The organism is Streptomyces sp. WZ-12 (genome assembly GCF_028898845.1).
Lineage (GTDB): Bacteria > Actinomycetota > Actinomycetes > Streptomycetales > Streptomycetaceae > Streptomyces.
Map to the genome: position 1 here is coordinate 4,065,001 of NZ_CP118574.1, position 15,590 is coordinate 4,080,590.

Below are 15,590 nucleotides of genomic sequence, written 5' to 3' on the forward strand. Positions count from 1 at the left end.
CGGCCGCCGCCTCGGCGGCCGTTTGTGTATCTCCCCTCGTAACCGGCCGGTGCAGGCGACGGTCCCGTTGAGAAGAGGGATGGATGAGCGAGATGGGCGAGCGGGCGGGGATGACCGGCGGGGCCGCGGCGCGGGTGTTCAGCGGAGTGAAGCCGACGGGGCACCTGACGTTGGGGAACTACCTCGGGGCGGTGCGGCGGTGGGTCGCCGTGGACCAACACCAAGCGGACGCGCTGTTCTGTGTGGTGGATCTGCATGCGCTGACGGTGGATCACGATCCGGCGCGGGTGCGTCGGCTCAGTCGGCAGGCGGCGACGTTGTTGCTGGCGGCGGGGCTGGATCCGGAGCTCTGCACGGTGTTCGTGCAGAGCCATGTGGACGAGCACACGCGGCTGGCGTATCTGATGGAGTGCACCGCCAGCGTCGGCGAGATGCGGCGGATGGTGCAGTTCAAGGAGAAGGCCGCGCGGGAGGAGACGGCCGGGGTGCGGCTGTCGCTGCTGACGTATCCGGCGCTGATGGCGGCGGACATCCTGGCGTACGGGACGGACGAGGTTCCCGTTGGCGAGGACCAGGCGCAGCACGTGGAGCTGACGCGGGATCTGGCGATGCGGTTCAACCGGCGGTACGGGCCGGTGTTCGTGGTGCCGCGGGCGACGCAGCCGCCGGTCGCGGCGCGGGTGATGGACCTTCAGGATCCCCGGTCGAAGATGGGCAAGGGGACCGTGGTGCGGGACGGCGGGGCCGGCGTGATCCATCTGCTGGACGAGCCGGACGTGGTGCGGCGCAAGGTGATGCGGGCCGTGACGGACGCCGGGGCGGACGTGGTGTATGACCGGGAGGCGCGGCCGGGGGTGGCGAACCTGCTGGATGTGCTGGCGGCGTGCCGGGGGGAGGTGGATCCGGCCGGGTTGGCGGCGGAGTACGGCTCGTACGGGGCGTTGAAGCGGGACGTCGCGGAGGCGGTGGTGGAGCTGTTGCGGCCGGTGCGGGAGCGGCACGCGGAGTTGGCGGCCGATCCCGGGTACGTCGACAAGGTGTTGCGGGCCGGGGCCGGGCGGGCGCGGGACAGGGCGCGGCCGCGGGTGGATGCGGCGTATGAGGCGGTGGGGCTGCTGCCGGCGGGGGTGTAGCGGCCAGTAAGGGGGAGGGGAACAGATCCCGTAGGGGACGGGAGCGCCCCCTGCGGGGCCACAACGATGAGGGGTGGGGCGGTATTCCCGCGGGGGCCGGGCGTGGCCGGGCCGATTGGCGGGGCGTGGCCGGGCCGATGGACTGGGCGCGGCCGGCGGCCGGTTCGTAGCCGACGGCGGCCGGTTCGCGGGCAGTTGGCGGCCGGCGGCCGCTTCGCGGCTAACGGCTGGTTCGCGGGCAGTTGGCGGCTGGCGGCGGCTGATTCGCGGCCGGCGGCGATGGCCGGTTCGCGGCCGCCGGCGCCGCCGGCGCTCAGCCCACGCCTCCCGGGGGCAGTCGTCCCGCCTCCCGTGCCCGGGCCCGCCGGCGGTGCTCCCCCCGTTGCCCGTGCTCAGCCCCCGTTGCCCGTGGCCAGTTCGCGGCTGCGGTCGCGGGCGGCTTCCAGGGCGGCGATCAGGGCGGCGCGGACGCCGTGGTTCTCCAGTTCGCGGATGGCGTTGATGGTGGTGCCCGCGGGGGAGGTGACGTTCTCGCGGAGTTTGACGGGGTGTTCGCCGCTGTCGCGGAGCATCACCGCGGCACCGATGGCGGCCTGGACGATCAGGTCGTGGGCCTTGTCGCGGGGCAGGCCGAGCAGGATGCCGGCGTCGGTCATCGCCTCGACGAGGAAGTAGAAGTAGGCCGGGCCGGAGCCGGAGAGGGCGGTGGCGGCGTCCTGTTGGGACTCCGGGACGCGCAGGGTCTTGCCGACCGTCGCGAAGATCTCCTCGGCGAGGGTGAGGTGGGCGGCGCTGGCGTGGGTGCCGGCGGAGATGACCGACATCGCCTCGTCGACGAGGGCGGGGGTGTTCGTCATGACCCGGACGACGGGGGTCTCCGGTGCCAGCCGCTCCTCGAAGTAGGAGGTCGGGATGCCGGCGGCGCCGCTGATGACCAGGCGGTCGGCGGGCACGTGCGGGGCCAGCTCGGCGAGCAGGGTGCCCATGTCCTGGGGCTTGACGGTCAGGATCAGGGTGTCGGCGGCCTTGGCGGCCTCGGCGTTGCTGACCGCCTCGACGCCGTAGCGGGTCCGCAGTTGGTCGGCGCGCTCCTGGCGGCGGGCGGTGACCAGCAGGTCGGAGGGCGCCCAGCCGCCGCGGATCATGCCGCTGAGCAGGGCTTCGCCGATTTTTCCGGTGCCGAGTACGGCGACCTTCTGGGCCATGCGTTCACCTCGCCGGTGGTGCGTGATCGGTACGGGGCCATCCTCGCACCGGTGGGCGGCGGTGCGCCGTGGGCGTCCACGGAGCGGGCAGCCCGGCGCCGGGGTCCCGGGGCGTGGGCCGCCTCGTGGTTCGGGGCCGGCGCCCGAGCCGGAGCCAGCAGGGTCAAACCAGTGGGGCGGAAAGGACCGTAAGGTCGGGGAACTTGCGTTCGCCCGTCCGTCGTCGGCCCGAGGAGTGCCGTGAACCGCCGCCCCCACCGCAGATGCGGTGCCATAGCCGCGCTGTCCGTCGCCCTGCTGCTGTCCTCCTGCGCGCCCGGGGGCACGGCCGTCAAAGGGGCGGCGGGCGGCGGCGGGCTGGGCGATCCGCTCTTCCCGGCGCTGGGCAACGGCGGCTACCGCGTCAGTCACTACGGGCTCGACCTCGACTACGACGTGGCCAAGCAGCACCTGGACGGCACCGCCACGATCACCGCGAAGGCGGGCAAGGACCTGCGGTCCTTCCAACTCGACCTGGAGGGGATGACGGTGACGGGCGTCCGGGTCGACGGCGCGGACGCCGGGTTCAGCCGCAAGGGGCACAAGCTGGTGGTCCGGCCGACCGCCGGCATCGGCAAGGGCGAGGAGTTCCGGACCACCGTCCGCTACCGCGGGACGCCGCAGGAGATGCGGGACGAGGACGGGGCGTCCGAGGGCTGGGTGAAGACCGCCGACGGTGCGTTCGTCGCCGGGGAGCCGGCCGGTTCGATGACGTGGTTCCCCGGCAACAACCACCCCAGCGACAAGGCCGCCTACGACTTCAGGATCAGCGTGCCGCAGGGCTACACCGCGGTCGCCAACGGGCAGTTGCGCTCGAAGCGGACGGTCGACGGGCGGACCACCTACGAGTGGCACAACCCGGAGCCGATGGCCAGTTACCTCGCCACCGCGACGATCGGCACGTTCGACGTCCAGGAGTCCCGCACCCCGCAGGGGCTGCCGCTCTACGTCGCGGTGGACCCCAAGGAGGCCAAGGCCAGCCGGAAGGCGCTGGCCCGGTTGCCGGAGATCCTGGCGTGGGCGACGAAGCTGTTCGGCCCGTACCCGTTCTCGTCGGCCGGCGCGATCGTGGACCACACCCCGGACCGGATCGACTGGGTGGCGCTGGAGACCCAGACCAAGCCCGTCTACGCCGGCGCGCCGGACACCGAGACGGTGGTGCACGAGACCGCCCACCAGTGGTTCGGCGACTCGGTGACGCCGAAGACCTGGCGGGACACCTGGCTCAACGAGGGGTTCGCGACCTACGCCGAGTGGCTGTGGGAGGAGCGCGAGGGCGGCCGGACCCCGCAGGAGCAGTTCGACGCGCTCTACGACTCCGATGAGGACCACCCGCGCTGGGAGTTCCCGCCGGGCACGCCGGACGGCCCGGCGGAGGTGACCGGGACGCCGGTCTACGAGCGCGGCGCAATGGTCCTGCAGCAACTGCGGAACGCCGTCGGCGACGAGACGTTCTTCTCGATCCTCAAGGAGTGGCCGGCGAAGTACCAGCACGCCAGCGCCGACAGCGCGGACTTCATCGCGTTCTGCCAGGACCGCACCGACGAGGACCTGACCGAGCTGTTCGACGACTGGCTCTTCGGGGACGGGCAGCCGGAGTGGGAGTACGACGCGGCGGCGTGAGGCCGGCGGGGCGGCGTGAGGCCGACGGGCGGGCGGCGGGGCGCGCCGGGTGCGCGTCGCCGCCCGCCCGCGCCCGCGCTCACTCCTCGTCGAAGTCCAAGTGCCCCAGCTTGTCCGGGTTGATGACGGCGTCCACCTCCGTGATCAGCCCGTCGTGGACCGTGAAGGCGAAGACCCCGGACGGGTACGCCCCCGACGTGTCCGCGAAGACCACCCCCAGGGCGCCGTTGACCTCCCGGACCGCCAGCCGCATGCTGCCGGGCGCGAACTTGCGGGTGACGATGCCCCAGACGTAGCGGGCGACCTTCTCCCGGCCCAGCACCGGCCGGCGCGCGGCGCTCACCTTGCCGCCGCCGTCCGCGCGCCACACCACCTCGGGGTCGAGGACGGTCAGCAGCGCATCGAAGTCCCCGCCCATGACGGCCGACAGGAACGCCTCGACGGTGCGCCGGTGTTCGGCCCGGTCGACGGTGCGGCGCGGTGCCTCGGCCCGCACCCGGCGGCGCGCCCGCGAGGCCAACTGCCGCACCGCTTCCGGAGTGCGCCCGACCGCCTCGGCGATCTCCGGGAACGGCACCGCGAAGACGTCGTGCAGGACGAAGGCGGTGCGCTCGGCCGGGGTGAGCCGTTCCAGGACGGTCATCAGGGCCATGCCCACCGACTCGTCGAGGGTCACCCGGTCCTCCGGGCCGTCCGGGCCCCCGGCCGGGGCGCCGCCGACGGCCCCGTCGAGCACCGGCTCGGGCAGCCACGGCCCCACGTACAGTTCGCGCCGGGCCCGGGCCGAGCCCAGCAGGTCGTAACAGATCCGGCTCACCACGGTGGTGAGGAAGGCGCGCGGGCTCTCCACCGGCGGGTCCTCGGGGAGCGCCTGCCAGCGCAGCCACGCCTCCTGGACGGCGTCATCGGCGTCGCTGACCGTCCCCATGATCCGGTACGCCACGCCCCACAGCCGCCCTCGCTGTTCCTCGAACTGCACCAGCCGCTCGGCCCGGACCGGCCCGTCCGCCGTCCCGTATTCCCGCTCCGCCATGGTCTGTTCCCGCCTCCCCGCTCGCGGGCCGCGGTCGTGCACCGGCGGCCCCGGAACGAGGACGACGCTAGGCGGCGGAGTGTGACGGGCGCGCCCCGGGGCCGGGGTGACGGGGCGTCATGCGCCGGGCGGGCCGGGCCGCCCCTACCGCCGCTTCTTCCCCTTGCGGGCCGACGGGTTGCCCGTGCGGTTACCGCGGCGGCGGGCGTGGCGCTCCCGTGCCGCCTCGTACTCGGCGCGGCGGAGCTTCTCACCGGGCGCCTCGACGAGGCTGCGGCAGAAGTAGGCCAGCAGCGAGCCGATGAAGCCGATCAGCATCAGGCCCTGTAGGGACCGCTCGGCGGAGCTGTCGGCGGCCGGGTCCGGGCGGCGCACGAAGCCGTCCCAGGTGCGGCGGAAGGCCAGCGCGCTGCAGATCGCGAAGCCGACCACCACCAGGCCGTTGACGAACGAGCCGACGTCGGCGGTCGACAGGCCCTGGAAGCCGAACCGCAGCACCAGCGCGCCGACCGCGGCCAGCGTCAGCGAGCCCACCGCGACCCCGGCCCGGCGCAGGCCGTATCCGCCGTCGTGCTCGACCCAGGTGGTGCCGAAGAACCGGATCTCCTCCGGTTCCGGGCCGACCGGGGGCTCGGTCCGCTGCGCATCGCTCATGACGTCGATTATCCCCGGGGGCCCGCCGACCCGGTCGTGCGGCCGGCCGCCGCGCCCGGCCACCGGCCCGCGCGCCGCGGCCGACTCGCCCGCCCCGCGGTCAGCTCATGCAGCCCGGCGCGACCATCCCGTTACTGCCGGTGCGCACGTACGTGTCGGAGACGTACTGGTTGGGCCCGATGCTGTCCCAGAGGTTGGAGGTGCCGCACGGGCCGGAGACCCACTCGCCGCGCCGCTGGCAGCGGATGGTGATCCGGGAGCCGGCCGGCAGTTGGCGGACGACCGGGGTGTTGGTGCCGGGCCCCTGGCGGACGTTGACGCGGTAGCCGTCCGCGAGCGGGTAGCCGCCGCCCCCGGCGAACGCCATGGCGAGCGGGACCGGAGTCGCCGCCGCGTCCGCCCCGCCGTCCTGCTGCACATCCTGAGTGGTCATGCGCGTTGCCCCCCGTTGTTGGATGGCCGCCCGACGGTGCCGGACGGTACGTTTCCGGCCGCCTGTTCGACGCCGTTGTCGCGCACGCTAGCAAGCCGACGCCGCCTGGGACGCGCCATCGACTAGGCTCCGCGCGTCGCACTTGCGACCGATTCGGCACGGGAAGTCCAGGGGAAAGACACGGGGGTGGGACGATGCCGCCGCTGCGCGACTCCGGGCCCGGTTCGGAAGCGGAGCGTCCGGAATACGCCGGGCACTACCGCCTGGAGTCGCGGCTGGGATCCGGGGGCATGGGCGTGGTGCATCTGGCCCGGTCCTCCTCCGGGCTGCTGCTCGCGGTCAAGGTCGTCCACGCCGATTTCGCCCAGGACCCGGAGTTCCGGGGCCGGTTCCGGCAGGAGGTGATGGCCGCCCGGCGGGTCAGCGGCGCCTTCACCGCCCCCGTCGTGGACGCCGACCCGGACGCCGAGCGCCCCTGGATGGCGACCCTCCACATCGCCGGCCCGACCCTCTCCGAACACGTCAAGCGGAACGGCCCGCTGACCCCCACCGAGGTACGGCAGTTGGGCGCGGGCCTGGCCGAGGCGCTGCGCGACATCCACCGCGCGGGCGTGGTCCACCGCGACCTCAAGCCCGGTAACGTCCTGCTCTCCGCCGACGGTCCGAAGGTCATCGACTTCGGCATCTCCCGCCCGTCCGACAGCGAAATGCGCACCGAGACCGGGAAGTTGATCGGCACCCCGCCGTTCATGGCCCCCGAGCAGTTCCAGCGGCCGCGCGAGGTCGGCCCGGCGGCGGACGTCTTCGCCCTGGGGTCGGTGCTGGTGCACGCCGCCACCGGGCGCGGGCCGTTCGACTCGGACAGCCCGTACCTCGTCGCGTACCAGGTGGTGCACGACGAGGCGGACCTCTCCGGGGTGCCGGACGAGCTCGTCGGGCTCATCGGGGGCTGCCTGGCCAAGGACCCGGCCCGTCGCCCGACGCCGGACCGGCTGATGCAACTGCTGTGCACGGACGCGCCGATGACGGTGTCGGCCGATCTGACGCCGGGCGGGGACGCGATACCGGACACGGTCCCCGGCGACACCCGGGTCCCGGCCCCACGGCAGCCGCTCGCCGCCGAGTCCGCGCCGCCCGGCACCGCCCCCGCCCCGTTCCGCGCCGAGCCCGCCCCGTCGCGCGCCGAGGCCACCCACGTCCGCGCCCGCACCCCGGACCCGGCCGCGCCCACCGCCCCGGAGCGGGAGGAGAAGCCCGCGTCCGGCAAGCGCCGCCCCCGACGCCGTCGCCTCCGCTGGGTGGCCGCCACCACCCTGGCCGTCCTCGCCGGCGCCGGCACCTGGGCCCTCATCGCCGGTTCCCCCGAGGACTCCGCCCTCCAGACCCACGCTCCGTCCGCCCCGCGTGCCGCCTTCCACCCCTGGCGCACCACGGTCGTCGAGCGCCCCGATGGTTCCGCCGCCGAGATGCCGTACTGCGCGGCCGGCGCCGGCGCCGTCTTCTGCGGCCAGTCCGGACTGGCCGCGGCCCGTCTCGCCCCCGGCTCCGGCGAGGTGACGTGGCGTCACAAGGCCCCCGCCGCTGGCCCGGTGGCCAACGCCCCCACCGCCCCGGTCCTCTCCGGCGGCCACCTCTACGTCTTCGCCGACGGCGGCAAGCGCCTGCTGGCCCTCGACCCGTCGGCCGCCGGCAACGGCGCCGTCCGCTGGAGCCTGGACGTCTCCGGCTACGCGGGCGGCGCGGCCGTCGTCGCCGACCGCATCCTCCTCACCTCCGGCGACGGCACGGTCACCGCCCTGGACACCACCACCCACGCCCAACGCTGGCGCAAGCGCTTCCCCCACCACCGCTTCCCGCACTTCACCTCGTACGGCGACCCGCGCACCGCGTACGCCGCCGAGACCCAGCCCAGCGCCACCCCCACCACCCAACTCACCGCCATCGACCCGACCGACGGCACGCTCCGCTGGTCCCGCCAGCTCCCCGGCCTCCTCGCCCTGGCCGGCCCCGGCTCCTCCGGCGCGCTCTACCTCACCGTCGGCGACCCGGTCTACGACGGCGTCACCTCCGCCGTCCTCCGCTACGACCCCGCCACCCGCCGGACCCGCACGTTCCCCCTGAACGCCCGGCTGCAGAACGTCTCCGCCACCGTCCAGGGCGACACCGCCTACCTCCTGGCCGAGGGCGGCACCCTCCGGGCCGTCGGCGCCCGCACCTGGGACACCGAAACCTCCGTCAGCCGCGGCTCCGCCCCCGTCGTCGCCGGCGACCGCCTCTACTTCGCCGCCGCCGACGGCCGGCTGCTCGCCGTCGACACCACCACCGGCGCCCTCCTGGGCCAGACCCCGCCCCGCCTCACCGCCACCCGCCACAACGGCTACCTCCAGGCCGTCCCCGCCCCCGCCCTCGACACCGCCCACGACCGCATCTACGCCGCCTCCCCGGACGGCACGGTCTTCGGCGTCGCGACCGGGGATCCGGGGCGGTGGTGAGAGCGCGGCACCGGGCGGTCAAAAGGGCCGCCCGCTCCTCCGGTTGAGCTCCGCCACGTGCTCGCTCAACACGGTGGACACCGGCACCGGTTCGAGGTCCGCCGGGTCCACCTCCCACTCCACCCCGCCGCCGATCGGCCGGAGTTGGAAGCGGGCCCCCGCCCGGTCCATGACCCGCCCCACCCGCCCCCGTGACCGGTCCCGCACGAACTCGCCCTTCGCCGGGACGTACGCGGTCACGGCCGCGCGCCCCCGTCCCCGCCCCCGATGACGGCCGCCAGCCGCCGCGCGGTCTGCGGGTTGCAGCGCCCCAACTCGACGAGCGGACGCGGCGGTTGGCCGCTGTACGACAACGGGTCGACGGACAGCGACGGAAGCACGATCCCGCTCCGTTCGAGCGCGGCGGCCAACGCGTCACGCGCCGCCTCGGCCTCGGCGATCTTGTCACTCGTCATAAGGGCTGCTCCTTCTGCTGTTTCCGCGCCTGACGCCCCGGAACGCAACTACCGTGTGTATTCCGGCCATTACAAGAATGGCCTGCGGGCCGGGTGCCGATGCCCTCTGCGGGCCGTACTTCTGCGCCCCAAACCGCAACTTCCATGCCTTCCACGGAGAGAGTCGCCATGCCGCCGAGACGAGTCGTTACCGGACGGAGCCAGGAGCCGCGCCGGCGGTTCGCGGAGGAGCTGCGCTTACTGCGCAAGCAGAGTGGAGAAAGCCTGCGGCAGCTCAGTGAGGTGCTTGGCTGGGACGCATCCCTGTTCGGCAAGCTGGAGAGCGGGAACACGCTGGGGAGCCCGGAGGTGGTGGAGGCGCTGGCCCAGCACTACGGCACCGGTGATCTACTGCTGACGCTCTGGGAGTTGGCGATGGGAGACCCGACGCAGTTCAAGGAACGGTACCGGCGGTACATGACCTTGGAAGCGGAGGCGGTGAGCCTCTGGCACTACGCCGTCGCCAGCCTGCCAGGCTTGCTTCAGACTGCGGGCTACGCACGTGAGTTGCTTGCTGCGGGCGGTCTTGACGGGGAGGAGCTGACCCGGCAGGTCGAAGCGCGCATAGGGCGTCGCGAGGTGCTGATGGGCGATGACGCCCCGCGGTTCCGCACGATCCTCTCCGAGACGGTACTGCGCACCCCGCTACAAGACGCCAACGAGTGGCGGGAGCAACTCGCGCACCTGGTCAGCATGAGCGAGCGCAAGAACGTGACCGTACAGGTGCTTCCGCAGACCGCCGGGCTCCACGCCCTGACCAACACCAACACCATGTTCCTGCGGGGAGCGGATGGCAGCACCGTGGCGTGGGTGGAGACGGGATACTCGGGTGATCTTGTCCAGGAAGCAGCAGCCGTCGAGCGCCTTCAGTTTGGCTACGATCTGGTGCGCGATCTGGCCCTGTCCCCGGACGAATCACGGAAGTTCGTCATGCAGATGTTGGAGGAAGTGCCGTGCGACCCATCGATCTGAGCGCCATCACCTGGCGCAAGAGCTCGTACAGCAACCAGGACGGGGGAGAGTGCCTTGAGGTCTCCGACGACCTCCTGGCCAACACCACCTGGCGCAAGAGTAGCTACAGCAACTCCGAAGGTGGCGCCTGCATCGAGGTCGGCGACGCCCACCCCACCCTCATCCCCGTCCGCGACAGCAAGCGTCCCCACGGCCCCGCCCTCACCTTCGAAGCGGACGCCTGGGGCACGTTCATCACCGCTGTGAAAAGCGGGCGGTTGGCCGGCGTTTGAGCGGAGCTCGGGCAAGACACTGGCCCCCGTCGTGCTCGGGCACGACGGGGGCCAGTTCGCAGTCAACAGGAGCGCGTCAGCCCAGCCGGCTCACGTCGCGGATGGCGCCCTTATCCGCGCTCGTCGCCATCGCCGCGTAGGCGCGCAGGGCCGCGGAGACCTTGCGCTCGCGGTTCTTGGGGGCGTAGACGCCGCCCAGGGCCTCCCGGCGGGCGGCCAACTCGTCCTCGTCGACGAGGAGTTCGATGGACCGGCCCGGGATGTCGATGCGGATGCGGTCGCCGTCCCTGACGAGGGCGATGGTGCCGCCGGAGGCCGCCTCGGGGGAGGCGTGGCCGATGGAGAGGCCCGAAGTGCCGCCGGAGAAGCGGCCGTCGGTGACCAGGGCGCACGCCTTGCCCAGGCCGCGGCCCTTCAGGAACGACGTCGGGTAGAGCATCTCCTGCATGCCGGGGCCGCCCTTGGGGCCCTCGTAGCGGATGACCACGACGTCGCCCTCCTTGACCTGCTTGGTCAGGATCTTGTCGACGGCCTCCTCCTGCGACTCGCAGACCACGGCCGGGCCCTCGAAGGTCCAGATGGACTCGTCGACGCCGGCGGTCTTCACCACGCAGCCGTCCTCGGCGAGGTTGCCGCGCAGGACGGCCAGGCCGCCGTCCTTGGAGTAGGCGTGCGCGGCGTCGCGGATGCAGCCGCCCGCCGCGTCGGTGTCCAGGGTCTCCCACCGCTCGGACTGGGAGAACGCGGTGGCCGAACGCCGGCAGCCGGGGGCGGCGTGCCACAGCTCGACCGCGTCGGCCGTCGCCGCGCCGCTGCGCACGTCCCAGGCGTCCAGCCACTCCTTGATGGAGCGGGCGTGGACGGTGTGCACGTCCTCGTTGAGCAGCCCGCCGCGGTACAGCTCGCCGAGGATCGCGGGGATGCCGCCGGCGCGGTGCACGTCCTCCATGTAGTACGTGCCGCCGGGGGCGACGTTCGGGGCGACCTTGGCCAGGCAGGGGACGCGGCGCGAGACGGCGTCGATGTCGGTCAAGTCGTAGCCGACGCCGGCCTCTTGGGCGGCGGCCAGCAGGTGCAGGATCGTGTTGGTGGAGCCGCCCATCGCGATGTCCAGCGCCATCGCGTTCTCGAACGCGGCATGGGTGGCGATGTTGCGCGGCAGGACGGCGTCGTCGTCCTGCTCGTAGTAGCGCTTGGCGAGCTCGACGACGGTGGCGCCGGCCCGCTCGTAGAGGTCCTTGCGGGCGGTGTGGGTGGCGAGCACCGAGCCGTTGCCGGGCAGCGACAGCCCGATCGCCTCCGTCAGGCAGTTCATCGAGTTGGCGGTGAACATGCCCGAACACGAGCCGCAGGTGGGGCAGGCGTTCTCCTCGATGCGGAGGATGTCCTCGTCGGAGACATTCTCGTTGGAGGCGTCCACCATCGCGTCGATCAGGTCCAGCTTGCGGACGGTGCCGTTGACGAGGGTGGCGCGGCCGGCCTCCATGGGGCCGCCGGAGACGAAGATCGTGGGGATGTTGAGGCGGAGCGCCGCCATCAGCATGCCGGGGGTGATCTTGTCGCAGTTGGAGATGCAGATCAGCGCGTCGGCGCAGTGTGCCTCGACCATGTACTCGACCGAGTCCGCGATCAGGTCGCGCGAGGGCAGCGAGTACAGCATGCCGCCGTGGCCCATGGCGATGCCGTCGTCGACGGCGATGGTGTTGAACTCCCGCGGCACCGCGCCCGCGGCCTTGATCGCCTCGGAGACGATCCGGCCGACCGGGGCGAGGTGGGTGTGTCCGGGCACGAACTCGGTGAAGGAGTTGGCGACCGCGACGATCGGCTTGCCGATGTCCTCGCTCGCTACGCCGGAGGCCCGCATAAGGGCGCGGGCGCCCGCCATGTTGCGGCCGTGGGTAACGGTGCGGGACCTCAGCTCGGGCACGATGGTCACTCCCTCGGAAACGGGCGTACAGCCGGGATGCGGACGTACAGCGTCAGCGCCGTACGGCGGGCCATACAGCAACTGATCCCGAGATTACGCTGCCGATCCAAGATCTGGACACTGCCTCCGGAATATGAGACGCCCGACCGGACTGCGGACACCCCACCGGGCGCCGGCGTCCGCCTACTTGCCGGGAACCCAGGTCGGGGACGCCAGGTGAAGCCGGGTGAAGGCCAGCGCCTCGGCCAGGTCGGCCTCGCGTTCGGCGGCGGACATCGCCCGGCGGGTGTTGACCTCCACGACCACATGACCGTCGAACCCGGTGCCGGCCAGCCGCTCCAGCAGCTCCGCACAGGGCTGGCTGCCACGCCCGGGCACCAGGTGCTCGTCCTTGGCGGAGCCGTTGCCGTCGGCGAGGTGGACGTGCGCCAGCCGGTCGCCCATCCGCTCCACCATCGCCATGGCGTCGTGCCGCGCGGTGGCGGTGTGCGAGAGGTCGACGGTGAAGTGCCGGTAGTCGTCGTTGGTGGGGTCCCAGTCCGGCGCGTAGGCGAGCATCTCGCGGTCGCGGTACCGCCACGGGTACATGTTCTCCACCGCGAACCGGACGTCCGTCTCGCCCTCCATCCGCCAGATCCCGCGGACGAACTCCCGCGCGTAGCTGCGCTGCCAGCGGAACGGCGGGTGCACCACCACCGTCGAGGCCCCCAGCTTCTCCGCCGCCGTACGGGCCCGCTGGAGTTTGATCCACGGATCGGTGGACCACACCCGCTGGGTGATCAACAAACAGGGCGCGTGCACGGCCAGCACCGGCACGCCGTGGTAGTCCGAGAGCCGGCGCAGCGCCTCTATGTCCTGGCTGACCGGATCCGTCCAGACCATGACCTCGACGCCGTCGTAGCCAAGGCGCGCGGCGATCTCGAAGGCCGTCGCCGTCGACTCCGGATAGACCGAAGCCGTGGACAGCGCGACCTTCGCCCCGGGAATCCGCACCACTGGCTCTGTCACGAGGGACAGCGTAAGGGCCGCCCCCAACCACGCGGCAGGACACCGGCCACGTCACGCCCCCTCACCGCACCCCCTGTGACGGGCGAGAACCCGCACAACGCCTGGGACGCGACCGTTCCCCCGCCCCCGGTGTGATCTCCGCCGCATTACGCACGCCACAGCCCGCCGCGGGAAGCCGCCCACCGCCCGCAGGCGAAGCGGAACCGGCCACGACAAACGGACCGGCCGACCACGCGGGGCGACCCCAGACGACCCCGGCCGCCGCCACGGCGAGCAATCCCGGCACCACCGGGCCCGGTGGAATCCCCAACCCGCCCCCACCGCAACGCGGGACGCCCGACCAACCGCCTACGACAGATGATCCAACCGCCGCAAAATGACCCCCTCGCGCAACGCCCAGGGACAGATCTCCAACGTCTCCACCCCGAACAGGTCCATCGTCGCCTCCGCCACCAGCGCCCCCGCCAGCAACTGCCGTGCCCGCCCCTCGGAGACCCCGGGCAACTCGGCCCGCTCCCGGGCGGTCATCTGGGCCAGCCGCGGCACCCACTCCTCCAACGTCTTGCGGGGCAGCTCCCGTTGGACGTACAGCCCCTCCGAGGACCGCGCCGCCCCCGCGATCCGCGCGAGCGCCTTGAACGTCTTGGACGTCCCGACGACCTGGTCCGGCGTCCCGTAACGGGCGAAGTCGCTCACCTCCCGGGCGATGCCGGCCCGCACCCGACGCCGCAGCGCCCGCACGTCCTCCGGGCCCGGCGGGTCCTCCCGCAGGTCCGCCCCGGTCAACCGCCCGGCCCCGTACGGCAGCGAGACGGCCACGTCCGGGTCCTCGTCCAGCCCGTAGGCGACCTCCAGCGAGCCGCCGCCGATGTCCAGCACCAGCAGCCGCCCGGCCGACCAGCCCAGCCAGCGGCGGGCGGCCAGGAAGGTCAGCCGCGCCTCGTCCTCGCCGGAGAGGACCTGCAGCGCGACCCCGGTCTCCTCGGCGAGGCGGCGCAGCACCGCCTCGCCGTTGGTGGCCTCGCGGATCGCGGAGGTGGCGAACGGGAGCACGTCCTCGACGCCCTTGTCCTCGGCGACCTGCATCGCCTCCCGGATGGTGAGCACCAGGCGGTGCACGCCGTCGTCGCTTATGGCACCGTCCTCGTCGAGGAGTTCGGCCAGGCGCAGCTCCGCCTTGTGCGAGTAGGCGGGCAGCGGGCGCGCGCCGGGGTGTGCGTCCACCACCAGAAGGTGGACCGTGTTCGAACCCACATCGAGGACACCGAGTCTCATACGGGGAAACCTACTGCCGCGGCGGGAGACACTCGGTGCCGGCCGTACGCTGGACCCGTGGCAAAGACGAAACAGGCGAAGCACCAAAAAGCCGAAAAGGCCCTGAAGAAGGAAGAAAAGCGGCGCGCCAAGGCCGCCGCGGCTGCCGACGCCGCCGCGGCCGCGCAGTCCGGCGACGGGGCCACGGCCGACGAGGTCGGCCTCGACTTCGCCCGCGCCTGGGTCACCTTCCCCGACCCGGGCGACGACGAGCAACTCTTCCGCTGCGACCTGACCTGGCTGACCTCCCGCTGGACCTGCATCTTCGGCAGCGGCTGCCAGGGCATCCAGGCCGGCCGGGCGGACGACGGCTGCTGCACGCTCGGCGCGCACTTCTCCGACGAGGAGGACGAGGAGCGGGTCGCCCAGCACGTGGCGCGGCTCACGCCCGACGTGTGGCAGTTCCACGACGTGGGCACCGGCACCGGCTGGACCGAGGTGGACGAGGACGGCGAGCGGCAGACCCGCCGCTGGCAGGGCTCCTGCATCTTCCAGAACCGCCCCGGCTTCAAGGGCGGCGCCGGCTGCTCGCTGCACATCCTCGCGCTCCGCGAGGGCCGCGAGCCGCTGGAGACCAAGCCGGACGTCTGCTGGCAGCTCCCGGTCCGCCGCACCTACGACTGGATCGACCGGCCCGACGACAGCCAGATCCTCCAGGTCACCATCGGCGAGTACGACCGCCGCGGCTGGGGCCCGGGCGGCCATGACCTGCACTGGTGGTGCACCTCGGCGACCTCCGCGCACGGCGCCGGTGACCCGGTCTACGTCACGTACCGGCCGGAGCTGACCGAGCTGATGGGCGAGGCCGGCTACGCCAAGCTGGTCGAGCTGTGCGAGCAGCGGCTGGCGTCCGAGCTGCCGATGGCCCCGCACCCGGCCGACCCCGCGCCGCGGGCCGCCGGCGCGCAGTAGCCACCGCGCCACACCCCTGGGCCGCGGCCGCCGACCCCGGCGCCGCGGCCCAACTCCCGCCTGCCGACGGCGAGTAGCC

15 protein-coding genes are annotated in these 15,590 nt (G+C 73.0%); 6 read left to right on the plus strand and 9 right to left on the minus strand.

What is annotated here, in order from left to right:
* The first annotated feature begins 83 nt into the window (after positions 1-83).
* The gene (gene trpS / locus PV796_RS17165; protein ID WP_274914137.1) at positions 84-1,133 is read left to right on the plus strand and encodes a tryptophan--tRNA ligase; all 1,050 of its coding nucleotides are present in this window, start codon (positions 84-86) and stop codon (positions 1,131-1,133) included.
* 392 nt (positions 1,134-1,525) lie between these two features.
* On the opposite strand, the gene proC is transcribed toward trpS, so the two are convergent.
* Positions 1,526-2,338 (minus strand): pyrroline-5-carboxylate reductase, encoded by an 813-nt coding sequence (gene proC, locus PV796_RS17170; protein ID WP_274914139.1) that lies wholly within the window; start codon positions 2,336-2,338, stop codon positions 1,526-1,528.
* A 240-nt stretch (positions 2,339-2,578) separates the two neighbouring features.
* On the opposite strand from proC, the gene PV796_RS17175 reads away from it, so the two are divergent.
* On the plus strand, positions 2,579-4,000 hold the full coding sequence (locus PV796_RS17175; RefSeq protein ID WP_274914141.1) for a M1 family metallopeptidase: 1,422 nt from the start codon (positions 2,579-2,581) through the stop codon (positions 3,998-4,000).
* A gap of 79 nt (positions 4,001-4,079) precedes the next feature.
* On the opposite strand, the gene sigJ is transcribed toward PV796_RS17175, so the two are convergent.
* The 3 genes from sigJ to PV796_RS17190 form a co-directional block, all read right to left on the minus strand.
* On the minus strand, positions 4,080-5,033 hold the full coding sequence (sigJ, locus tag PV796_RS17180; protein WP_274914143.1) for an RNA polymerase sigma factor SigJ: 954 nt from the start codon (positions 5,031-5,033) through the stop codon (positions 4,080-4,082).
* 144 nt (positions 5,034-5,177) lie between these two features.
* The gene (locus PV796_RS17185) at positions 5,178-5,687 is read right to left on the minus strand and encodes a hypothetical protein (RefSeq protein WP_274914144.1); all 510 of its coding nucleotides are present in this window, start codon (positions 5,685-5,687) and stop codon (positions 5,178-5,180) included.
* Positions 5,688-5,787: 100 nt separating this feature from the next.
* Positions 5,788-6,120: an SH3 domain-containing protein gene (locus PV796_RS17190; protein ID WP_376565344.1), complete on the minus strand. Its 333-nt coding sequence runs from the start codon at positions 6,118-6,120 to the stop codon at positions 5,788-5,790.
* A gap of 194 nt (positions 6,121-6,314) precedes the next feature.
* Between PV796_RS17190 and PV796_RS17195 the strand changes: the two genes are divergently transcribed.
* Positions 6,315-8,612, plus strand: a complete 2,298-nt coding sequence (locus tag PV796_RS17195) for a protein kinase domain-containing protein (protein WP_274914145.1) — start codon at positions 6,315-6,317, stop codon at positions 8,610-8,612.
* Positions 8,613-8,630: 18 nt separating this feature from the next.
* On the opposite strand, the gene PV796_RS17200 is transcribed toward PV796_RS17195, so the two are convergent.
* Together PV796_RS17200 and PV796_RS17205 are read right to left on the minus strand one after the other, a co-directional pair.
* Positions 8,631-8,852: a hypothetical protein gene (locus PV796_RS17200; RefSeq protein ID WP_274914147.1), complete on the minus strand. Its 222-nt coding sequence runs from the start codon at positions 8,850-8,852 to the stop codon at positions 8,631-8,633.
* Entirely contained in the window at positions 8,849-9,067 is a 219-nt protein-coding gene (locus PV796_RS17205) for a hypothetical protein (RefSeq protein WP_274914149.1), read from the minus strand. The genes PV796_RS17200 and PV796_RS17205 overlap by 4 nt, the downstream gene beginning before the upstream one ends.
* Positions 9,068-9,235: 168 nt before the next feature.
* On the opposite strand from PV796_RS17205, the gene PV796_RS17210 reads away from it, so the two are divergent.
* Positions 9,236-10,078 (plus strand): helix-turn-helix domain-containing protein, encoded by an 843-nt coding sequence (locus PV796_RS17210; RefSeq protein WP_274914150.1) that lies wholly within the window; start codon positions 9,236-9,238, stop codon positions 10,076-10,078.
* Positions 10,060-10,350: a DUF397 domain-containing protein gene (locus PV796_RS17215; protein ID WP_274914151.1), complete on the plus strand. Its 291-nt coding sequence runs from the start codon at positions 10,060-10,062 to the stop codon at positions 10,348-10,350. Before PV796_RS17210 ends, PV796_RS17215 begins: the two co-directional genes overlap by 19 nt.
* 76 nt (positions 10,351-10,426) lie before the next feature.
* On the opposite strand, the gene ilvD is transcribed toward PV796_RS17215, so the two are convergent.
* The 3 genes from ilvD to PV796_RS17230 all read right to left on the minus strand — a co-directional run bounded on the left by ilvD (position 10,427) and on the right by PV796_RS17230 (position 14,560).
* Entirely contained in the window at positions 10,427-12,277 is a 1,851-nt protein-coding gene (gene ilvD / locus PV796_RS17220; RefSeq protein WP_274914152.1) for a dihydroxy-acid dehydratase, read from the minus strand.
* 183 nt (positions 12,278-12,460) lie between these two features.
* A complete protein-coding gene (locus PV796_RS17225) occupies positions 12,461-13,285 on the minus strand; it encodes a sugar phosphate isomerase/epimerase family protein (RefSeq protein ID WP_274914153.1) in 825 nt (274 codons plus the stop codon).
* A 348-nt stretch (positions 13,286-13,633) separates the two neighbouring features.
* Positions 13,634-14,560 (minus strand): Ppx/GppA phosphatase family protein, encoded by a 927-nt coding sequence (locus PV796_RS17230; protein ID WP_274914154.1) that lies wholly within the window; start codon positions 14,558-14,560, stop codon positions 13,634-13,636.
* A gap of 57 nt (positions 14,561-14,617) precedes the next feature.
* On the opposite strand from PV796_RS17230, the gene PV796_RS17235 reads away from it, so the two are divergent.
* Positions 14,618-15,511, plus strand: a complete 894-nt coding sequence (locus PV796_RS17235; RefSeq protein ID WP_274914155.1) for a hypothetical protein — start codon at positions 14,618-14,620, stop codon at positions 15,509-15,511.
* Positions 15,512-15,590: the final 79 nt, after the last annotated feature.